Here is a 23065-nt window from a genome sequence, read left to right as displayed (position 1 = left end):
AGAACGAAGATGGAAGTCAGAAGTGGTTTTTGTTTTCACTAATGACTAATAAACTAATGACTAATAAACCAACACACTATGTTACGGAATTATATAAAATCAGCCTTTACTAACTTAAAGAGAAATACAGGTTACACATTGCTTATGATCTTTTCATTAGCTCTGGGCATGTATTGCTTTGTGATGGCAGGGCTCTATGTACGCTATGAATATTCCAGAAACCTCAATCACGTAAATGCGGATAGGGTGTATAGGGTGATGCTAGATTATGAAGGATATCATCAATATATATCAGCGGATATGGTAGCGGAAATACCAAACGTGAGTCCCGATATTGAGGCAGTCAATGTGATTAACTCCTATTACGGAGATGTATACATAGGTAAAGAGGAGCAATCTTTTATCAGACAAGAAAAGGCTTTTTATACTGACGCCAATGTGTTCGATGTGTTTAGCTTTCCGCTTAAATATGGAAATCCAGAAAATGCTTTGGTGGGTACAGGGAAAATAGTGATTTCAAGCATTTTGTCAGAAAGACTATTCCCAAATGAAAACCCAATTGGCAAGGAAGTTTTGGTTCATGATAAGGGAACATTCTTAGTTAGTGGAGTGCTCGAAGAAGTTTCTGAATTATCAATATTAAATCCTGAGATCTTCTTTTCAATGGATCAGTTCGTAGCGGATACTAAAGCTAGTGGTGATACTGATGCAATGCTAACGCATGTTTTATTAAAGGAGGGCGCTGATATCAATCGATTTAAAACGAGTTTGCTTAGGACTGCCCAAACAATGGTGTCTACAGAAGGGCTGAAAGGTATATACACCGAAAAACTAGCGGATTCCTACTGGGGAAACTCTCATTACGAATATGGAGCCCAGTTTTATTCTCTTTTTGGGGCTTCCAAAAAAATGATAAAGACTGTAATGTACGTGAGCATTGGTGTATTGCTTTGTGCTTTTTTGGGTTATGTAGCCATTGCGTTGAGCTTATCTTTAAAAAGGGCGAAAGAGGTAGGGGTTAGAAAGGTAAACGGTGCAAATGTTAGCACCATTCGAAGTCAATTCTTAGTCGAATCAGTGGTTTATGCGGCCATATCTTTATTGCTAACGGTTGTGGCTTTGGAAATTTCTGGAAAGTGGGTTTCCGACTTGCTTCAAGTGCCTATTAGTTTGAGGATGGATCAACCTGAAGTGATTATATTCCTAATCGCGTTTACACTTTTAACAGGTCTTATTGCTGGCCTATATCCTGCATTCATAGTTTCTAAATTGAACCCTGTAAAAGTACTTTCTGGTTTTTCAAGCCCAACGGGTTCTGGCTTTGTTATGAAACGGGTTTTACTTACAGCGCAATTTATAATTACCATCTGTTTGGTTTTTGGAGTGTATATACTTAAGCTTCAAGTTTCTGAAATGGCTCACTTCGATAATGGCTATTCGACTGAAAATATCCTGTCTTTCGACAATACAAATCCAGAAATGAAGAAGAATAGCACAGTGCTTTTAGAGTCGTTACGTTCAGTGGCTGGAGTAGTAGAAGTAGCCAAAGGGCCATTTCCACTTAATTTCAATGGTTTCTCTAAAGTAAAGATTCAAATGGGGGATAGCCTTATTCAAGATAATCCTTCTAGAATATTTGTATCGGAAAACTTCTTTGAAACTATGGGGATTAAGCTTCTAGAAGGAGGTTCTTTCAATGGAGTGTCAGATGAAAACTCTTGCTTAATTAACGAGAGTTTTGCAGCTCAACATGGCTTAGTAAACCCATTAGGAATGACCTTGAATGTTGATGGAAAGCCAAGAACAGTGATTGGCGTAGTTAGTAATTATGCAGACTGGGGGGTGAATAATCCCACTCCGATGAGTCATGTGTTTCTGCCAGCTGTTGATACCAAGTTCCATAGTTATTTATTGAAGATTTCTGATAATAATCAGGCTAGAGTAATGGGGCAATTGGAAGCCTTGTGGAAGAAGTTTGACCCAGTTAAAGATGCGCGCATTTTTGCTTTAAGCGATAGAGTTAATAATTCCGTTCAGAAGGTATCTAAAATCTCAACGCTCTTTAGCATTTTGGCAGGGGTGGTGCTCTTGCTTTCTTTTATGAACCTTTTCGGGATGGCCATTATGTTTGCTAATTCCAAGATGAAAGCAGTTAGTATTCGTAAAATTTTAGGAGCAAGTGTTCCAGAGCTATTGGGCAGATTGTCCCTTCCTTTTCTTTATAGTCTTATTATCGCTTTACTGATTGCTTTGCCCATTGGTTATTATTTGATGGAACAATACCTGCAAGACTATGCTGTAAGAATTAGCCTTAATGCCAGCCAAGGCCTTATCGCTGGGGTATTTATGATTGTGTTATTATTTGTAGTGATTGGCTTTAAAATGCTCCAATTCAGCAAAACCAATCCAGTCGAGGTGTTGAGGAAAGAGTAGGGAAGTAGGAAGTCAGAAGACGGGAGCCCACTCTTAACGAATAACCAATACACGAATAACTTAAGGAGGTATAGACATAAAAAAAGCGACTATCACTAGTCGCTTTTTTTATGGTAATAGAAATGTGCTTATTTCTTAATGATTTTAATCGCAGGGTCATTCTTTTTAACACCTGGAGTTCTGTCTAAGAATTCGTCATACAGTCTGATTTGCTGAGAAGTCATTGGTACTTTATAGCCATCAATGAACAAGTCAGTAATCTTAGAAGCCGTTTCGAATGGGTCGCCAGTAGAAACAAAAACATTTGCTTTCTTACCTACTTCAATTGATCCGATACTATTAGAAACGCCCAAAATTTCAGCTGCGTTGATAGTGATTGCTTTCAATGCTTCTTCTCTTCCCATTCCATACGAAGCCGCGAAGCCAGCATGGTAAGGTAAGTTTCTTACATTTTCAGTATCGCCAGTACGTAGAGCCACTTTAACACCAGCTGCACTCATAATTCCTGGGTTGGCATAAGCTGCATCGTATCTATCCGAACCACGTGTTGGGATTGCCTGCACAGGACCAGCGATTACGGGAATCTTAGACTTAGCAATTTCTTCAGCTACTCTCCAGCCTTCAGAAACACCAGTTAAAACTACTTTTTTGTAGCCTCTTGTTTTTACCCAGTCGATGGCTGCAAGAATATCTTTAGCTGCATTTGCCTCGATAAAAAGTTGCATTTCGCCTTTTACTACAGGTACTAAAGCTTCAATTTCAGGGTAATTCCTTACGTCATTAGCGCCCTCGATTTTAGCATAAAGCTCTGCTTTGTCCCAAGCATCGTTTACTGTTTTTAATGCTCTTTCAGTAGCCTTTGCTTGTTCTTCTGGAGATCTTCTTCTGAAACGTCCTCCACCAGCGGTAGAAGGAAAGTTCATGATGATTCCTTTAGCACCCGCAAACATTTGATCTGGAGTGTAACCGAACAAGTTAATTGCAGCAGCCGTGCCTGGTAAAAAGCCTCCGCTAGGAGTTGTCCATACAGTAGTAACACCGCTCACACGTGTAACAGGAATTACAGCTGAATTAGGGTTTACTGCAGTTAAAGCCTGCATTTGAGGAGTTAAAGCACCACTTTCACTGTAATCTTGAGATACATCAATGCTTTCAATTTCCTGTAAACCTACTTTGGTACCAGAATCAATCATACCTGGGTAAATTTCTTTGCCCTTGCAATCAATTACTTCCGCGTCATCTGGAATTGTAACATTGGCACCAACGGCTTCAATTATTCCATTGTTGATGATTAATGTACCGTTTTCGATAATACCATTTGTTACGGTATAAATTTTAGCATTAGTAAGAGCGAATTTACCCGCTCTTGCTTTCATCACTTGGTCGTCTTCTTGCCCAAAAGAAAGAAGAGGAACGATTAAAGCGATAATGAGTATTTGAAATATTCTTTTCATAGCTTCTTTCTATTTTTTGTTGGAGAATAATGCCTCGAAACTAACTACGCCTTCTTCCATACATCTGTCTTCATCATGACGGTTGAAAATAGAAATGTTTTCAACCGTTTCTTCAGGGTTGATATAGATGCGCTGATCGTCAACATCGGTAGCTCTGTCAAAATATTTAACACCGTCCACAAAAGTCATTACCGGAATGGCATAAACAGATAGGGGGTGACCTTCGAAAATTGCGATATCTGCATCTTTTCCTACTTCAATTGAACCAACTCTATTGTCGATTCCTAATTGTTTGGCAGGGTTTAATGTGATTAAAGAAAGGGCTTCATCATCGCTTAAGTCACCATACTTTTGTGTTTTAGCCGCCTCGTGAAATAAGTGACGGATCAACTCACCTGAATCAGAGTTGATTGAAGTCAATACACCATTTCTTGTAAGAATGGTAGCATTATAGGCTGTAGACCAGTATACTTCTAATTTGTAAGCCCACCAATCGGCAAATACAGAGGCACCTGCACCAAATTCGGCCAATTCTGAAGCTACTTTGTAAGCTTCGTTAGCATGTTGGTAAGTAAGTTTTTTGATTCCAAAATCAGTAAAAACTTTCATCAACATATAAATCTCATCGGCACGGTAAGAGTGGCAATGAACAAGAACTTTTCCATCAAGAATATCAACCAATGTCTCCATTCTTAAATCGTATTCTGGCGCTACCTTCCTTGGGTTTTTGTCTGCTTTATAAGCATCCCATTTGGCTCTATAGGCAATTGCATCGTTAAACGAGTTTCTTAACATGGCCTCAACACCCATACGGCTAGATGGCTGAATACCACGAGCACGACCACCTCTAGTAGGGTTTTCACCCAAAGCGAATTTGATAGTTCTTGGCGCATCTTCAAACTTCATTTCCTCAGGATTGGTAGTTCCATAACGAAGCTTTAAAGTTTCGCTTTCACCACCAATTACGTTGGCCGAACCATGAAGTGCGTGTGTAGAAGTTACACCACCAGCCAATGCTCTATAAATAGAAACATCGAAAGGATCTATAACATCGCCCATGTTTACCTCTGCAGTTACCTGACTTGTTCCTTCGTTTACTGCACTAAGGGCAATATGAGAGTGAGCATCAATAATTCCAGGCATTACAAATTTACCTGTGGCATCAATTTCTTGAACTCCGTTTGGAGCTTTAAGATTTTTGCCAATTCTAGAGATTTTGCCATCGCGAACTAAAACGTCTGTATTCTCCAAAGTACCTTTGGTAATGGTTAAAACAGTGGCGTTCTTAATTAGCACATCTCCCTTCTTTACCTGAGCATTTGCAATAAAGCCAGTAAAGAGAATAAGGGTTAGTATTAAAATATTCTTTTTCATGTTTTCAGATTTTATTGGCCGTCATCTTTAGTAGCAGTTAACGGAGTAGAGAAATTGAATGCAGAAACAGAAACCTCGGCATCGTATTGCTTGCCTGTTACAGTTCCTGTAACCACTAATTCAACAGACTGACCTCCTGCGTCAATTGAGAACGAAAAGCTAAGTGTGCCATTTACGAAGCTCACTTCTTGCATGTCGTTGTCTGGGCCACCGTCATTGCTGGTTAATTTTCCGTTATATTCCGTACCTTCTTTTCCAATGATCATTTTGCCGGTAGTAGCCCCTTGTGGCGTTTCGAAATTATAAGTCCAAGTACCTACCACTGGGTCGTTTCCTGCAGCAGCAGATCTGTTACCATTTCCTGCAGCACTTTTTTCTTTGATTTCGAAATCATATTTATCACCGTCTACAAACATAAATTTGATTTGAGAGTCTTTAGTGAAATATGGTGCGTTACTGATCATGATATTGGCAATTTTACCAGCCTCTACTGTACCTGCAATTTTATCGATTCCTAAGATTCCAGCAGGGTTAGTAGTAAGTGCAGCTAGTGCATCATTTTCGCTCAAACCATTTTCAATCATAGTCAAAAGATTAGCCTTTATTTTATTACTGGCTACATCAAGCGAAGAAAAGCCAAACTTTACTCCTGTGTTAGCAAGAGAGGCTGCTTGACCTGTATATTTCTTATAGAAGTCCATTTTTCTAGCTTCTAATCTTTTGGCCTCTTCAGTCATTTCATCCTTATCTTTTCCTTTAGCTTCTTTAGGCGCATCAGGTAAATCAAGAGATAAGAACACATTGGTGCCGTTTTCTTTAAACATTTGACCTAAATCCCATGCTTGTTTTACGTTACCTACCATCAGTTTAAAGCCTAGGTCTTTTTGTAACCTTATAGCTCTTTGCACTTCAAGAACACCAGATACATCAAACATAACCGGACGTTGTTTAGTCACAACTGGGAAGAATGCCTCAGTTACTCTGTCTCTTTCTGGCCTTTCTAATCCACTTGGGTTTTGAGCGTAAGAATCGAAATGCTTTTTGTCGTTTTCAGCATTGCGATATAGGTTTCTGAATTTCGCCATAATCCCCAATACGTTACCAGGGTAAGCACCAGGAGCTCCAGCAAATTGAGTGAACATTGAAACATCTTTTGATAAAACAAGGTCATCGGCATGTTTCTTATCACCTAAAAGGATGATAGAACCTGAACCTGGTAACATTCTACCGTAAGGTACAGAGTGTGAGATAGCAAAACCTTCTTTTCTCAAAGAACCGATGGTGTTGCTTTCTATGTCCAGTTGATCTACAAGACTACGCTCAGGGGTAATTCCGGCATAATCGTTTGGAGGATCTGGGCTAAAAAGGTTGTTAGGACGAGGCATGTTTTCAGGGCGTTTTGCACCTGTGTTAGACAAGCCATCAATAAAAGCTGCATAAACGTACATGTCTTTGCCGTCAATTAATTGAGCGTTTTTAGGTACCGTTACGTTGGTGCCTACGGCATCGATTAAGCCGTTTTTAATCACCACGGTTGCTCCTTTTAATTCCTTACCAGGGGCCTGAATCACCGTTGCATTGGTGATGGCGAAGGTTCGGGTTACTGCTGATTCACCAGTAGGGTCACTTTGGGCCTTTAAGCCAATTGTGCTTACCGTAAGCAGCATAAGGAAAACCGCGCGAATGGTTTTCATTAGTAGTAGTTTCATTCTTAGCGCTTTGAATTGTTGAAAATAAAAAATGTAATATATAAGAAACGGTTGCTGTTTTCAAAGGCAAATATAAGAGTGGTAACTATTCGATTTGAAGGAGTAGAAGAGCCAAATTACTGATAATCTTGAAATACAATTTTTAAGTAGGAAGTGAATATGGGGCATTAAAGCAAAAAAGGTCATATCGAATTTCTCGATATGACCTTTCAATATATGCTAACTAGTTAGTGCTTAGTTGTTGTTGATTACAAAATCAATATCAACTCTTCTGTTTAAGGCTCTTTCGCCTGAACTTGCGTTGCCTGTTTTAGGTGCTTTTTCTCCAAAACCTTCAGACATTAACCTGTTTGCGGCAATTCCTTTGTCAATAAAGTATTGTCTTACCGTTTCAGCTCTTTTTTTAGATAACTGGTAATTGTAATCCGCAGACCCTGTGCTATCAGCATGACCGTTGATGTCAAGTTTGATGCTAGGATTTTCTTGTAAAACTTTCAAGATATCATCTAGTGCTTCGTATGAACCTTGAGTCAAGGTAGCTTTGTCTAATTCGAAAAGAATGTCTTGAGCGGCTTCAATCAATTTCACTTTAATAGTTTCTTCTGATTGAGGGTTCATTGCGTCAATTGCTTGCTGAGTACATCCGTTTACTGTACCGTAAGTATTTGGACAAGGGTCTTGAGCATCTGCTACACCATCGTTGTCTGAATCTGGGCATCCGCCAAGTGCAGGGTTACCAGCTGTATTTGGACAAGCATCATAAATGTCTGGTACTTTATCTCCATCGGTATCAGGACAACCGTTCATTGTTCCAGCTACGTTAGGGCAAGCATCATAAATGTTTGCAACACCATCATTGTCATCATCCGCTAACGGACAACCGTTGTTTTCTCCAACACCGGCTACATCAGGACAAGCATCTTTTCTATCAATTATTCCGTCACCGTCAGAGTCTGTATCCTTCTGGAATGAGAATTTAACACCGATATTATATTGTAGATAGCTATAGGTGTCATCAATAGTGTTTTTGTAAGTAGCTTGGGTTACAAGGCTAGTCTTATCGTTAATGTTAAGGTTAAAACCTGCAGCAAATGGAATTAATGCATGTGTACCGTCATATTCACCGTAAAAATACTCTTGGTCTTGCATATTGGTGATACCAAAACCTGTGGATAAGAATGGTGCAAAAAATGCATCTTCTTTCATAATGTATCCATTATTAAACTTATAAGTTAAACGAGTTACTACATCTGTAATTAGTGCTCTGAACTCATTTTCGTGTTGCATTTTACCTCGTGATAAAGCTAACTCTGCGTTCAAGCTAGGATTAATGTAATAATCAGCGGCAACTCTAAACCCTACATGGTCTATATCACTGAAGTTGAACATACCGTCATCGTAATTCTGTCGCAGTTTATTATGAGTAGTTCCGATTTCAAATCTCCAACGGTCATAACTTGTTTGACCCATGGCCCAAGTACCGATGCAGAGGAATGTTAGTAGTATAATTATCTTTTTCATGTTTTTAAATTTTTGGTTTTGACCTCAGAGTGACTAGAACCTTGCCGACAATGAATTATGGCTTAAAAACAATAATAACAATATTAATAATTTTAATAGTTATACAAATAGAGAATTTAGTGTGTGGTTTTTCTACACAACTGTGTAATTAAGTGGGGAACATTGGTATACCAGTGATTACCATTTTTGGCTTATAAAAAATAAAGGCTGTTACAGAATTAACTGAAACAGCCTTTATTTTAGAATGTAAAAGCCTCTACTTCGGATCAAGAATTTTGGCTATTCGATCTAGCAAATCCTCTAGATGAACAGAACTTGCTCTATCGGTAAATTTGCCTTTGTTGCTTTTAATCTCGTGCTGAAGGGTTTTCAATTCAGACTTCACTACTGGGCGAATATCTGATTGTGCAACATTCACCTGCCTTGCTTGAAATGAATTCGAGTCGGTGGTCATCAATGATTCAAGTTTTTCAACAAATGCTCGCTGTAAGTTTCTACGGTAAGTATCTATTTGAGCACCAGATTTAAGTTCTGAAAACAAGCCAGTTCTCATATCACCAAATAGTTGATATATAGTATAAGTGTTTCTGCCTTTAAAGGCTTCAGCTTCTATCAATCTTTGGGCTCTGGTTGGGTCTAAAACTGAATTAAGGAAAGAAGACTGAGTTGCACTGATACGATTAACGGCACCGTAACTTTCTAACCTGCGCAACAATTCTTCATCAAGTAACCAATCTGGTGTACTGAAAGCATATTTCTGCATCCATGCCATGGCTTCCTTTTGATATGCTTCAGGAACTACATTATAAACAGCCCCTGATTGATCGGCTGATTTTAAATCTTCGGTAACACCACCTATTACCGTAGTAACATGCCCAGTAAAACGTCTCCATTGGCCGATGATCTCATTATAAATTTCGTTGGTTTCGGTATAATCTTCACCAGGAGTGGTTGTCCAAGTCAATAAGTTAGGTACTACCTTTTTAAGGTTTTCCATTCCATACATACTTGCTTTCACTGCATTGTCGCCCAAGTCTTCTGTTTGAGCTTCTGGGTTACTTCCGTTGCTGCTGCCAAAACGATACATTTTGTCATTGGCTTTTTCCATAATCCATTGGTCTAATGTGCTAGACTCGGCTTCGGGTGTTTTGGCAGAAGGAATTACTCTGTAGCCCCAATTGATAGAATATTTATCATATGGGCCAATTTTACGAATAAAGCGCGTTACACCATCACCAGGCTGTGCAATGTAGTTTACTCTAGCGTAATCCATAATTGTTGGTGCTACACCGTATTCTTCGGTAAACTCAGGGTCTCTTAATTTTTCAACAGGGTAGGCCGAACTTGCTTTCATATTATGAGGCAAACCTAAAGCGTGGCCAATTTCATGCGCTATTACCGCTCTCATCATTTCACCAATTTCATCTTCAGGTACATCAAGGCTTCGGGCCAAAGGATTAGCAGCACCCGTTTGAATCATATACCAGTTTCTGTATGATCTTAAATGGTTGTGAAACCAAACAATATCACTTTCAATGATTTCACCCGTTCTAGGGTCGGCTGTACTAGGCCCAACCGCATTTCTTGTCATGCTGGCCACATAGCGTACGGTTGAATAACGGGCATCTTCTGGAGACCAATCTGGATCTTCTTCTTTACTTGGAGCTTCTTTGGCAATAATGGCATTTTTAAAACCAGCGGCTTCAAATGCTACTTGCCAATCTTCAATTCCGAGTTTAAACCATTTTACAAATCTTTCTGGAGTAGCAGGGTCTAAATAATAAACAATAGGTTTTACGGGCTCAACCAATTCGCCTCTGGCATATGCGGCTGGATCTTTTGGCTCTAATCTCCACCTTTGTAAAAAGGTCTGTTGATCACCTTTCAATTTTAAAGAGCTATAATTGATATTGCTTTGCGTAAACCAACCTACACGCTCATCGGCCAATCTCGGCATCATTTTATTCTCTGGTAGCTTAATCATCGACTGACTTACTTCCACTGTCATTGAACCCAGCTCAGAGTTTGAAGGTGGTCTGCCAGCATCGTAGGTCATTACCTGACGTACTTCTATATTGATAGGAAAACTTTTTACTGAAGATAAATAACTCTTTTCGGTATCGAGTCTACGCACCTGAAACTGTGAACGCATGCTATTACTGATGGCACTAATTGCTTTTGTGTCCTGAGTAAAGAATTTACTAACATCTACTAAGTAAGCTTCTTTATCATCAGGTTGACCTTCAATTTTAAAAGCGCCAATAATGGGAGATAGGTTGTTATCGGCTACTGATTTAGAAATTGCATCTGTAGTGTCGGCAACATTGTTAAATGATATAGACCTAAGTAGAATGTTCTCATTCACTTTCTCCCATTTAACTACTTGCTCGCTCATTTTCCAGCCACTACCAATAAAGCCACCGAAATTTTCAGGTACAGCCACAACCCGCGTTACCCAAAGCATGTCTTTTCCTAATTCAGATTTAGGAATTTCAAACATGACTTTATCATCTTTCTGATAAAGCTTGAATAGGCCTTCATCTTCGTTTAACCCTTTAACAAGGTCTGAATATCCTTTTTCTTTTTTCTCTGGTTTTATTTCTGGAACCGACTGTTCTGTAGTAGTTTGATTCTTTTTTCTTTGGGCATTGAGTTCGGTAGGCAATGCCCCAATTGTAGCGAAAGACAACGCTAAAATTGCTGTGTTTCTTAATTTCAATTTCATATTAAAGTGGTTAAATGAATTTTTGACCAATGAGTAAATGAACACTGAATGACATAATTGTGGAACTTTTATTTAACACAAAGGGTAAATGGTTATGTTAGTGGTTGCAGATAATATTGAAATGAACAAGTATTGGGAATTAGCAAAGGAGTCTTACAGCGGATATGCAAATTATATCTGGAACGAAATCACATTTCAATACGATTATAAGCCACTTTGGCAAAATTATTTTTGGGGTTTGATTCTTCTTTCAGTGTTCTTTTTTATTTGGGAATGGGTGAGGCCTTGGAGAAAAGAACAGCCTAAGTTTAGAAAGGATTTTTGGCTCGATGCCTTTTATATGTTCTTCAATTTTTTCCTTTTTTCGCTTATCGTTTTTAATGCCCTTTCTGATGTATTTGTAAATTTATTCAACGACTTTTTAGGCATTTTTGGGCTTACCAATGTAGTGGCACTAAAGATTGAAACCTGGCCTAAAATTGCTCAACTGTTTATGCTTTTCATCATTCGTGATTTTATTCAATGGTGGGTGCACAGACTTTTACATGCTTCGCCAAGGCTTTGGGAATTCCACAAAGTGCATCATTCGGTAGAACAAATGGGCTTTGCTGCGCATTTGCGCTATCACTGGATGGAAACGATAGTATATCGTACCATTGAATACTTGCCGTTGGCCATGATTGGTTTTGGTATCGATGATTTCTTCTTCGTTCATATGTTTACATTAGCAGTGGGGCATTGGAACCACGCCAATATTAATGTGAGGCTAGGTTTTTTAAAATACATCTTTAATAACCCCAACATGCACATGTGGCACCATGCGCACGATTTACCTAAGGAAAGAAGAACAGGAGTGAATTTTGGGCTGACATTAAGCCTCTGGGATTACATCTTCGGAACAGCTTATATTCCGCATAGCGGCCAACACATCAAACTTGGATTTCCTGGGGTTAAGAAATTTCCTAAAGGGTTTTGGGGTCAAATTTCTTATGGTTTTAGTAAAAAGCACACTTCTGAAAACAAGTAGCTGTATCATAGTGAAACAATCTCAATTTAGTTAAATCAATAATTTTTTATTTTTTTCATCTGTTTTAGATCAATTTTTCAATTTTTTGCTTTATCATGGCAGAGAGAACGACATGAACAAACAGATAATTAGAAACGCCCAAAACGAGATTTTCTACGAAGCTAACCTCGATCAGGAGAACGGTTGGATCTATATCAACTGGATTGGAGATATTGAGTTAGAGGATGTTAAAAAAGGAACTCAAGCTTTTTTAGACCTTCTTGCAATTTCTGGCTGCCGAAAACTATTAAACGATAATAGTTTGCTTACTAGTAATTTTTTAGAAATAAATGAGTGGATAGAGGCCAATGTTGTACCTGTGGCTGTTCAATCTGGCTTGCGTTATATGGCTCATGTACTATCTCCTAAATTTATTACACGTTTTTCTGGTATAGATTTAGGCTTACGTATGAAACCCGTTGAATTTCATGCTTTTAAAGAAAGAAAGAAAGCAGAGAAATGGCTTAATTCTAAAGAATGAGAATATTCCTTTTTGATAAATTTCAAATCAAATTTCATATATGAGATCGCACGAAATAGATTATGAATTGCATGGCGATGACATGCAGATGGTAGAAATAGAGCTTGATCCCCAAGAAACGGTTATTGCAGAAGCAGGAGCCATGAACTGGATGGAAGAGGACATTGATTTTCAGGCTAAAATGGGTGATGGTTCTGAACCAGATACTGGTATTTTCGGGAAATTACTAAGCGTAGGAAAAAGAGTGCTTACTGGTGAATCCATTTTTATGACTCATTTTACGAATATGGGTTATACAAAACGTAAAGTGACGTTTGCAGCGCCATACCCAGGTAAAATCATTCCGATTGATTTAAACGAAATAGGCCAAAGCATTATCTGTCAGAAAGATGCATTCTTGTGTGCTGCAATGGGAACAAACGTTTCTATTGCTTTTAATAGAAAATTAGGGGCTGGTTTTTTTGGTGGCGAAGGCTTTATTCTTCAGAAGCTCCAAGGTGATGGAATGGCATTTATGCATGCTGGCGGCACGGTAGTAAAAAGGCAATTGAATGGTGAAACCTTGCGTGTTGATACGGGCTGTATCGTAGCATTTTCTCCTGGTATTGACTATGACATTCAGCGAGCAGGAAATTTAAAATCCATGTTCTTTGGTGGAGAAGGCTTATTTTTGGCCACTTTAAGGGGTACGGGAACAGTCTATTTACAAAGTTTACCGTTCTCTAGATTGGCCGACAGAATTATTCAACACGCGCCAAGAGCGGGCGGTTCTTCTAAAGGAGAGGGCTCTATTTTGGGAGGATTGGGAAGAATTATTGACGGAGATTAATATCGATCAAAAAAAGGCATTAAATGGAGGTTCCCACTTAATGCCTTTTTATTTTTTGTTATTTGTTGCAATTAACTAATAATCAAAATAGGGATGCTTACTTTGTGACGTACTACGTCTAAAGTGGTTCCGAAAACCAAGTCTTTTAAGCCTTTGTGGCCATGAGCACCCATTACAAGCATATCAATTTTACTCTCCTGCACAATTTTAACAATCTCTGTTGGAGCGCTTCCAAAGCCTATTTTTTGTTCTGTTTTATAACCAAGCTCTTCCAACATTTCCTGATATTGTTTTAGGTTATCAATATCAAGTTGGGTTTCGTTGTCTAAGGTATTCTTACCTAAATAACGCGCTGCCGCACTTTCCACTACGTGTATAAAAATATATGTAGCCGATTTACCTCCCTGCTTTAAAGCGTTTTGAATTACAAGTTGGTCATTCCCAGAGAAATCAATGGTGATTCCTATGTGCTTGTATTCTATCATTTTTCCTTCAGAAAAATCTTCGGCTTTTCCGTGAGGCAAATGGTTGGTTTCTGTTTGTTGATCCTGTTCGTTCTTTTTAAGGAATGGATGAATAAATACATAAACCAATAGAGCAAGGCAAGCCACGGCTAGTGGAATAACAATCGTATAAATATAGATCTGATTATCTCCTGAGTTTACTGCCCAAGAGGTTATTTCATCAATAACAAGGGTAATGTTTAGATAAACAATAATGGCGGCAATTAACCATGCAAGCGCTTTTACCCAAGGTTTGATGGCAAATTCGCCCATCATTTTTTTATCTGAATTGAAATGAATAAGCGGAATTACAGCAAAACCTAGCTGTAAACTCAACACTACCTGACTAAGGATTAAAAGACTACCTAGGGCTTCTTCTCCAAAATAGATAATAGTAAATAGGGCGGGAGCAATGGCCAGTAAACGAGTGATTAATCGCCTGAGCCAAGGCTGAATTCTTAAGTTTAAATGACCTTCCATTACAATTTGACCAGCAAGTGTACCCGTTATTGTAGAGCTTTGCCCTGCGGCAATTAACGCTATGGCGAAGAATGTTGGCGCAACATTGCCAAAGAGGTTTTCTAGTAGTAAAGAAGCGTCTTGTATTTCGGCCACATTATAAAAGCCGTTGGTATAGAAGGCTGCTGCGGCCAAAACTAGAATGGCAGCGTTTACAAAGAATGCCATGTTTAAGGCAATGGCAGTGTCTATAAAATTGTACTTAATGGCCTTTTTTAAACCCTGAAATGAACGGTCTATTTTACGGGTTTGTACTAATGATGAATGTAAATAGAGATTATGTGGCATCACCGTAGCCCCGATAATTCCTATGGCCAAGTACAATGCGTTTCCGCCAAGATCTGAAGGAACAAAACCTTTCACTACATCACCATAAACAGGGGCTACAATTACCATTTGTATAATGAAAGAGACGCCTATGATGAAAACTAATGAAATGATAAACACCTCCATTACTCGCATTCCTCTTTTGAGTAGGAAAAGGAGTAGAAAAGTGTCTAGTGCAGTAATACTTACTCCCCAAATCAAAGGCAAGTCGAATAGTAAGCTTAAACCAATCGCCATACCCACAATTTCAGCTAAATCACAAGCGGCAATAGCGATTTCAGCTAGAATATAAAGTGGAATATTAGCCCATTTTGGATAAGCATTTTTTGAAGCTTGCGCTAAATCTAATCCTTTCACAATTCCCAATCGGGCACTTAGCGACTGAAGCAACAGAGCCATGATATTGGACATGAGTAATACCCAAATAAGCTTGTAGCCAAATTCAGAACCACCGGCAATATCGGTTGCCCAGTTTCCGGGGTCCATATAGCCTACGCTTACTAAATAGGCTGGGCCTAGAAATGCCAAAACCTTTCTCCAACCTTTTTTGTCGGTACGTACCGAAGAATGGACTTCGCTTAACGATTCTGAGTTCATATATTGGTCAAGTATATTCTAATTTTTTAATATCTCAAGCATTTGTTGAGCATCTAAGTATTGAAAGTAGCGGGCTTTAGCCTCGAAATTCTGATCTAACAAAACCATTGCAGGCAATGAAAATGGCTTCCCTTTTCTGTTGGCCATCATCAGAGGAATTTCATGAACAGACTTCCGCTTATTGATATTTTTATTCTTGAATTCGGTATTGCCAAACACAATTGTTTCCTCCGATTCAATATCCATTTTCACTACGTAATAGTCGTTCTGTAAAGTCTCAATCACTGATTCATCCTCAAAAGCAACGCGCTCCATTTTATGACAATAGGTACACCAATCAGCATAAAAAAAGACAAATACTTTTTTAGGCTTCACTTGTAGAGAATCTTCTAATTGCTCAAAATTAAGCCAGTCTACCTTACTTGCCTTTTGTGCAAACAGCCCATTGTGTGTGATGCTGTTTGTGCTGAAGCAAATCAAGAATATTATGAATATATTGAGAGCCTTCTTTACCATTCTTACCTAATTGGATTTTACTTTTAGTCCGAAGAAAAAGGTACGAGGTAAGCTTGGCCCATAAACGTAATTGCTATCACGGTTTTTACCAAAGTCGAAATCACTTTGATAGGCATCAAATACGTTTTTGATTCCTCCAAAAAACTCGATACCTGTTTTGATTTTAGGCAAGTCTACCATATGCCCAAGTCTTATTCCTAACTCTGTAAAAGTAGGAGAGGTGAAGTATTTGTCTTCATTGTTTCCTGTAGCTGCACCACCAAAATGAACCAATTCCATAGCGCCTGTATAAACCAGATTTCCGCTTAACGACCAATTTTTGACGGGTGTATAAGTAAGTGTAGCATAACCATAATGGTTTGGAGTTCTTAAAAATTCTCGCTTTTCAGGCAAGCCTTGAATGTTTTCAACGGGCGAAGAAAATAAGCTCGACTGGAAAGTATACCCAGCGTCCACTTCAAAAACATAATCGAAATTTGCTCTAGTTTCTAAGGTAATTCCGCGTACGGTGGCGCCATCACCATTCCGTTTTTCGAAACGTTCACCAAATGCGTCTGTTCCTAATGGGGCAAGGAAAAATGCGTCATTTAAATTGGTGTAAAAACCTTCAAGAGTGAAGCCTGCAATAAAATGTTCAGTAGCTTTATCGTAATTGAAAGAGGCAGTTAGGCTATTTGAACGTTCTTCTTTCAGGTTATCGGCCAATGAAATCCTTGAAATTCCGCCACCAGCAAATGCAATATGAAGGTCGGCATCAAAGGCCTGAGGTGCTCTAAAGCCGGTTCCCCAACCCAGCCTAATTTGGGAAGTAGGCTGTAATTTATACAACAACGATAGCCTTGGACTAAAGATGGCCTTGTTTAGCATATTGTGCTTGTCGAGCCTAAATCCTGAAAGGAAATTTAACTTTGGAGTCACGTCCCAGTCATGCTGAACAAAGGCGCCAATGTTTCTGGTGGTTTGATTTACAAGGTAATTGTAAGCCTCAATTTCATCATAGACCTTGTCATAAACATATTCGGCACCAAAAGTTAAAACCGCGTTTCCACCTAAAAATTCATCGAACCTATTATTCATTTGAAGGCCTCCTTGATGAGTGACTACATCCGAAACTCCATAAGGCGGGTTGGCCAGAAATTCATTTAACTCATCCTCATCATCAGGAATGATGCCCGTGTAATGTTGTCGCTCAGTTTTTTGACCACCATAGTAAACGATGAACGAGTTTTTATTGTCGTTGAAGTTGATCTGGTAATCGAGGCTGCCCATAAAAACATTATGCGTGCGCTCTTCAGACTGTTGGGCCAAATATGCAGGCTTATTTACCATTTCTCCGCCATAGCGAAACTCATTGATGCTGCTTAGGCTTATGGAAAGCTTCTGATCTTCGGTGGGTAAATAGAAAAGATTTGTGCCGAAGGAAGTATTCTTCAATTCAGGTGCTTCCGAAAAATTATCATCATTGGCATCAAATGCTTGTCTGGTTCTGTTATTCACAAAGAATGTTGCACCAGCGTTTTCATCTTCGTTAATTAAAGTGGCATTTCCAGAAAGAATATTGTCGACAGCTTGGCCATCTATACTTTGAAAGGTATTGGTCAGGGTATATTCATTTCGATCTGGAATTTTGGTAATCACGTTTACTGTACCGCCAATGGCACTTGAGCCATATAGGGCCGAAACACCACCTCGCACCACTTCAATACGCTCAATCATATTGGCCGGAATCTGTTCCATTCCATACAGGCCAGTTAATGGACTGAATATTGGGCGACCGTTGATGAGGATTTGAGAATAACCACCTTGTAAACCATTCATTCTTAATTGAGTATAGTTGCAGGTTTGGCAATCCGTTTCTATTCTTAAACCAGGTTGAAAGCGTAACCCTTCCGATAAATTTGTAGCAACAACCCTGTCCAATTCCTTGCTGTCCATCAGGTTTACAATTACAGGCGTATTGATTTTCCTTTTGGCGGTTCTGGTACCCGTTACTACTACTTCATTAAGGTTTAATTTACTTTCTGTTAAGAATACCTCAATTGACAGTGTTTTTCCGTCAGTGATTTCAATGGCTTGGTTAAAGTTTTCATAGCCAACAGAACTAACCGTTAAAGTGTATTGGCCATTCGGTACTTTTTCCAATTTGAATTTACCGCGCGCATCTGTACTTGTTCCTATATTAGAATTTGCTAGGATTACGGTGGCGTATGGAAGCACGTCATATTGATCGCGAACAGTGCCAGAGATTGTTCCTGTTTGTGCAAATGAAGTTGATTGTAAGCAAATTCCTAAAAGCGTAATCAGTATATAATGCTTCATAAAATGGAGGTGCTAGAGTAATCGATTTTATTAATTCGATATGCAAAACTAATATGTTAGAGTCTTCTAACAAATTTTATCAAAACAAATTTTATACTTTTGCTTTCACAGAGACGAAAAGACATGGCTTCACAAACTGAGGAAAATTATTTAAAGGCATTATACTCGCTATCTGTTGGGAAAAACGAGGTCAATATTTCCGAATTAAGCGCTTCCCTTAACGTGAGTAATCCCACCGTAAATAGCATGGTGAAAAACCTTAAAACTAAGGGATTGGTGAAGTATGAAAAGTACAAGCCACTTTCGCTAACTGAAAAGGGGAGAAAGGCTGCTGCGTTAATCGTTCGTAAGCACAGGCTAACGGAAATGTTTTTGGTAGAGAAAATGGGCTTTGGTTGGGAAGAAGTACATGAGATTGCTGAGCAGCTGGAGCATGTTAATTCATCCAAGCTGTTCGATCGAATGGATGAATTAATGGATTTTCCTCTGGTAGATCCACATGGTTCGCCAATACCCGATAGGAGTGGTAATATATCCGAATCGGCTTATGAACCACTGAGTAAATTTAGTGTAGGCCGAAAAGTTAAACTGGCAGCCCTTGGTCATTCTTCTACTGAATTTTTAAAATTTCTGAACAGCCGTGAACTTAGTTTAGGTACGGAGATAGAAATCAAATCCATTGAGCCTTATGATGGAAGCATGGTTTTGAGCTATCAAAACCATGCCTCTGAAACCTTTACAAAAGCCGTTTGCGAAAGTTTATTAGTGGAAAGAGTAGGCTAAGCCTATTTATTGACTTCCTTTTTTGTAACGTAATAGTTTCGATCTACTTCTACTGTTTGAATCGCGTTGTCAAACCTTTTAGTCTGTGGCTTTGTGGATGGCTTTATTCTTACCTTTTTGCTATTAACTATAATATCAAGTGGCATATCAAACCCACTAACACCATTTTTCCACTGGTATGTAAGTTGGTTGCCTTCGATGCTATATTCAAACTCAGGAATTTTAGTGTCTCTCAAATACTGATCAAAAACCTTCGATAAGTCGGTGCCCGCCATTTTAGAAATATAATTCTCTATTTGAGCAGTAGTTACGGTTTGGTGGTAGAATTCTTTATTCAGGCCTCTTAAAATACTTCTCCATTTTTCATCATTATCAATAATGGTTCTGATGTTATGGAGCATGTTGGCGCCTTTATAGTACATATCGCCCGAACCAGAGGCATTCACGTTATATGGAGCAATAATCGGTTTGTCGTTGGCTATGTTTTTACGAATTCCGACTACATAATCTTGACTTGCCTCTTTTCCGAAATGATAATCGACATATATGTTTTCTGAATAGGAGGTAAAGCTTTCGTGAATCCACATGTCGGCCATGTCTTTATAAGTAATGTTGTTTGCAAACCACTCATGACCAGACTCGTGAATAATGATAAAATCGAATTTCAGTCCCCAACCACTTCCGCTTACATCTCGGCCTAAATAACCATTAGCATACTTGTTGCCATAGGTAACAGAACTTTGGTGTTCCATACCTAAATAAGGCACTTCTACAAGTTTGTAGCTGTCTTCATAAAAAGGGTAAGGACCAAACCAGTGCTCAAAAGCCTCCAGCATAAGTGAGGCTTGTTTAAACTGTTCTTTGGCCTTGTCTAGGTTTTCGCGCAGCACATAGTAATCACAGTCTAATGGACCATTTTCTCCATTGTAAACTTCAGAAAAGTGAACATAGTCGCCAATGTTCATATTCACTCCATAATTGTTAATGGGGTTATTCACAAACCAATTATAGGTTTTGGTTTTGTCTGCATTTTGATCTACCGACCTTAATCTACCATTGGAAACATTCATTAAATGTTCTGGCACCGTAATACTGATTAGCATGCTGTCTACTTCATCGTACATATGGTCTTTATTTGGCCACCAAAGGCTAGCTCCATCGCCTTGACAACTCGTAGCGATAAAATCTAATCCGTTACTATCCTTCTTCCATGTTACACCACCGCTCCAAGGTGGGTTTTTACTGACCACAGGGTTACCTTCAAATTCGATTAAAATCTCGTTTACGCTATTTTTAGTTTGCTTTCCAACAAGTTCTATGAAATAAGCATTACCCTCTTGTTCTACCTTAAGTGGTTTTCCTGCTTGGGTTACTCTTGTGATTCTCATAGGAGATTGCAAGTCGATTTGCATGCGCTGGGCGGGTTTCAATACTTTGTATTGCACCAAGTTTGTGCCTTTCAAAAACTTATTGTCGATATCGGTTTTAATGGAAAGATGATAATAGGTCAAATCCCACCATGCTCTTTCGGGTGTTATGCTTCCGCGAAGCGTATCTTGCCTGGTGAAGTTTTGAGCATTCAGCGATACACACATTAAAAGGCTGAAAATTAAAAAGGTAAATCTCATGGCTTTAATTTTGATCGAAATTAAGAATTATTGGGCTTATTTTTCAATTTAACTAAAGTGTAAAAATGGAATAAAGTAATTGCCAATTATTCTACCCAATTTGGAACGGGTAGTTACACGTTACTTGTTAATGAGAAAATTTATTAAGCCCTAACTGCTGATCTTACTATGCTTACTTCTTTCGAAACTAAAATTCATGAATGCTTCATTGGTAAGCAGTTTTCCAAAATCACTTTTTTTAATGAATACCGAGAGTTTTATTCTGTAGATGCACTAATAAAAAGTATAGGTCAGAGCGAAGCAGGAGAAACTATTATTCTGAGTACTGGGGTTGAAATCCCTTTAGACAAAGTGATTAGCATTAACGGATGCTACGCTGAAAATTATAAACATATTGAAGACTTTACTTGCGACTGTTAGCGCTATGTAACATAGGTTACATAGCCAATTCATTTCTTTTAACTTTGGTTATCTTTGTTCTGCAATCGGGTAATTCAATACTCGACAAACTAGCATTCAGTGATTAGAAGATTATTTCCTATTCTTAGTTGGCTTCCGAATTACCAGAAAGAAAATCTGAATGGTGATGTTTTCGCTGGATTAGCGGTTGGTGTAATGTTAATTCCTCAAGGCATGGCTTACGCTATGATTGCGGGTTTACCACCAGTATATGGTTTATATACTGCCATTTTCCCTCAACTGATTTATGCTATTATGGGCACTTCACGCCAATTGGCAGTTGGCCCCGTAGCGATGGATTCTTTATTGGTAGCTTCTGGTATTTCTATTCTGGCTACAGAAGGAACTGAAACCTATTTGGCCTTCGCTATTCTACTTGCCTTTTTCGTAGGCGCATTACAGTTTTTATTGGGGGTTCTAAAAATGGGGTTTATCACCAATTTGCTTTCAAAACCAGTTATCAGTGGGTTTACCTCTGCAGTAGCTTTCATCATTGCGCTTAACCAGCTGAAAGATTTAATAGGGGTGGAGTTGGTAAAGAGCAATCGCAGTCATGAAATTCTGATTTCCGCAATCAAAAATATTGGGAGTACCCATGTATTGACTTTAGTTATTGGCATTTTAGGAATTATATTAATCAAGGTTATAAAAAGTTGGAACAAGAAGTTGCCAGGAGCTTTTCTGGCTTTAGTGCTTGGTATTGCCGCGGTTTATGGGCTTGGCCTTCACAATCAAGGAGTAAGTATCGTAGAAAACATTCCCTCTGGTTTACCTCAGTTTATAATTCCTGACATTACATTAACACATTTCAAAACACTGGTGCCTTTGGCGGGTACATTAGCCGTTATTTCATTTATTGAAGCTTATTCTGTGGGAAAAGCCATGGAGTCGAAAGCGAAGAGTTATAAGATTGTTCCAAACCAAGAACTGATTGCCTTAGGAACTTCCAATATGTTCGGTTCATTCTTTCAAGCCTTCCCTGCCACAGCAGGCTTTTCTCGATCAGCTGTGAATTACGAATCTGGTGCTAAAACACCATTGGCAGGAATTATCAGTGCGGTAATTGTAACGCTTACATTACTATTCCTAACTCCTTTATTTTACTATTTACCCAAGGCCATTCTAGCTTCTATTATTATGATTGCGGTGGTCAATTTGATAGAATTTGCTTACCTGAAATACCTTTGGCGAACAAGTAAAATGGAGTTTGCGCTAATGCTAATTACCTTCTTGGTTACTTTTAGTTTTGGCATGGTAGAAGGTATTGTTACTGGAGTGGCACTGTCAATCTTGCTATTGCTTTTTAAAGCCGCAAACCCGCATATGGCTGTTTTAGGTAGAATAAAAGGCTTTACAGAATACCGCAATGAAAAAAGGTTTAAAGATTTAGAATCTTGGGAACACCTACTTATCATCAGAATTGATGCCCCATTTGCTTTTGTAAATATTCAAACCATTAAAGAATGGATTTTGAATGAAATACAAAAGAGAGAAGGAAAGCTAAAAAAGGTAATCATAGATGCAGGCCCAGTATCATACATTGATGCCACTGGCATTGATGGCATTCGCGACTTGATTGATACTTTGAAGAAGAAAGAAATAGAGTTGATTTTTTCGGAAGTAATTGGTCCAGTGCGCGATGCCTTCCACAGAAATCACTTGTTTAGCGAAAAGGCTTCTGAAATTTTCTTTATGACTACCGATGAAGCTGTGACATATTGTATATCAGAGGATTTTAAAAATCAGCACGCAAATTTAGCCGTGCAAGCGAACGAAAAAACATTGTAATTGTTAAAAATATAGTACTGATAAAGTACAATGA

Annotated in this window: 16 protein-coding genes; 7 read left to right on the top strand and 9 right to left on the bottom strand. The window is 38.7% G+C overall.

Going from position 1 to position 23065, the window contains the following annotated elements:
* The first annotated feature begins 78 nt into the window (after positions 1–78).
* Positions 79–2433, top strand: coding sequence for an ABC transporter permease (locus tag OB69_RS05280; protein ID WP_082338076.1), 2355 nt, complete (start codon positions 79–81; stop codon positions 2431–2433).
* A 128-nt stretch (positions 2434–2561) separates the two neighbouring features.
* Here OB69_RS05280 and OB69_RS05275 read toward each other — a convergent pair whose 3' ends face one another.
* The 5 genes from OB69_RS05275 to OB69_RS05255 all read right to left on the bottom strand — a co-directional run bounded on the left by OB69_RS05275 (position 2562) and on the right by OB69_RS05255 (position 11216).
* Positions 2562–3887 carry an amidohydrolase family protein gene (locus OB69_RS05275; RefSeq protein WP_053222659.1) on the bottom strand — a complete coding sequence of 442 codons (1326 nt, stop codon included), beginning with the start codon at positions 3885–3887 and terminating at the stop codon, positions 2562–2564.
* Positions 3888–3896: 9 nt separating this feature from the next.
* A complete protein-coding gene (locus tag OB69_RS05270) occupies positions 3897–5261 on the bottom strand; it encodes an amidohydrolase (RefSeq protein ID WP_053222658.1) in 1365 nt (454 codons plus the stop codon).
* An 11-nt stretch (positions 5262–5272) separates the two neighbouring features.
* Positions 5273–6970: an amidohydrolase family protein gene (locus OB69_RS05265; RefSeq protein WP_053222657.1), complete on the bottom strand. Its 1698-nt coding sequence runs from the start codon at positions 6968–6970 to the stop codon at positions 5273–5275.
* A 234-nt stretch (positions 6971–7204) separates the two neighbouring features.
* Positions 7205–8491 (bottom strand): OmpA family protein, encoded by a 1287-nt coding sequence (locus tag OB69_RS05260; RefSeq protein WP_082338075.1) that lies wholly within the window; start codon positions 8489–8491, stop codon positions 7205–7207.
* 256 nt (positions 8492–8747) lie between these two features.
* On the bottom strand, positions 8748–11216 hold the full coding sequence (locus OB69_RS05255) for a zinc-dependent metalloprotease (protein WP_053222655.1): 2469 nt from the start codon (positions 11214–11216) through the stop codon (positions 8748–8750).
* Between the two features lie 121 nt (positions 11217–11337).
* Between OB69_RS05255 and OB69_RS05250 the strand changes: the two genes are divergently transcribed.
* The 3 genes from OB69_RS05250 (at position 11338) to OB69_RS05240 (ending at position 13592) form a co-directional block, all read left to right on the top strand.
* Positions 11338–12243, top strand: coding sequence for a sterol desaturase family protein (locus OB69_RS05250; protein ID WP_053222721.1), 906 nt, complete (start codon positions 11338–11340; stop codon positions 12241–12243).
* A gap of 112 nt (positions 12244–12355) precedes the next feature.
* The gene (locus OB69_RS05245; protein ID WP_053222654.1) at positions 12356–12763 is read left to right on the top strand and encodes a hypothetical protein; all 408 of its coding nucleotides are present in this window, start codon (positions 12356–12358) and stop codon (positions 12761–12763) included.
* 40 nt (positions 12764–12803) lie between these two features.
* The gene (locus OB69_RS05240; RefSeq protein WP_053222653.1) at positions 12804–13592 is read left to right on the top strand and encodes a TIGR00266 family protein; all 789 of its coding nucleotides are present in this window, start codon (positions 12804–12806) and stop codon (positions 13590–13592) included.
* Between the two features lie 71 nt (positions 13593–13663).
* Here the strand turns inward: OB69_RS05240 and OB69_RS05235 are convergent, their stop codons facing one another.
* From OB69_RS05235 to OB69_RS05225, 3 genes are read right to left on the bottom strand one after another with little or no spacing between them, the layout of a single operon-like run.
* Positions 13664–15538 carry an Nramp family divalent metal transporter gene (locus tag OB69_RS05235; protein WP_053222652.1) on the bottom strand — a complete coding sequence of 625 codons (1875 nt, stop codon included), beginning with the start codon at positions 15536–15538 and terminating at the stop codon, positions 13664–13666.
* A gap of 18 nt (positions 15539–15556) precedes the next feature.
* Complete coding sequence (locus OB69_RS05230) at positions 15557–16054, bottom strand: thioredoxin family protein (protein ID WP_053222651.1); 498 nt, start codon at positions 16052–16054, stop codon at positions 15557–15559.
* A gap of 6 nt (positions 16055–16060) precedes the next feature.
* Positions 16061–18373, bottom strand: coding sequence for a TonB-dependent receptor (locus tag OB69_RS05225; protein WP_053222650.1), 2313 nt, complete (start codon positions 18371–18373; stop codon positions 16061–16063).
* A 99-nt stretch (positions 18374–18472) separates the two neighbouring features.
* On the opposite strand from OB69_RS05225, the gene OB69_RS05220 reads away from it, so the two are divergent.
* The gene (locus tag OB69_RS05220; RefSeq protein ID WP_245620783.1) at positions 18473–19156 is read left to right on the top strand and encodes a metal-dependent transcriptional regulator; all 684 of its coding nucleotides are present in this window, start codon (positions 18473–18475) and stop codon (positions 19154–19156) included.
* 2 nt (positions 19157–19158) lie between these two features.
* Here OB69_RS05220 and OB69_RS05215 read toward each other — a convergent pair whose 3' ends face one another.
* On the bottom strand, positions 19159–20784 hold the full coding sequence (locus tag OB69_RS05215; protein WP_053222648.1) for a M1 family metallopeptidase: 1626 nt from the start codon (positions 20782–20784) through the stop codon (positions 19159–19161).
* Between the two features lie 168 nt (positions 20785–20952).
* Between OB69_RS05215 and OB69_RS05210 the strand changes: the two genes are divergently transcribed.
* Both OB69_RS05210 and OB69_RS05205 read left to right on the top strand, forming a co-directional pair.
* Positions 20953–21204, top strand: coding sequence for a hypothetical protein (locus tag OB69_RS05210; protein ID WP_053222647.1), 252 nt, complete (start codon positions 20953–20955; stop codon positions 21202–21204).
* A gap of 99 nt (positions 21205–21303) precedes the next feature.
* Positions 21304–23031 carry a SulP family inorganic anion transporter gene (locus OB69_RS05205; RefSeq protein WP_053222646.1) on the top strand — a complete coding sequence of 576 codons (1728 nt, stop codon included), beginning with the start codon at positions 21304–21306 and terminating at the stop codon, positions 23029–23031.
* The last annotated feature ends 34 nt before the right edge of the window (positions 23032–23065 follow it).

The sequence above is a fragment of the Roseivirga seohaensis subsp. aquiponti genome (assembly GCF_001267955.1).
GTDB classification, from domain to species: domain Bacteria; phylum Bacteroidota; class Bacteroidia; order Cytophagales; family Cyclobacteriaceae; genus Roseivirga; species Roseivirga seohaensis.
Note: the sequence above shows the minus strand (reverse complement) of the source record. Positions and strands in the feature narration are given on the sequence as shown.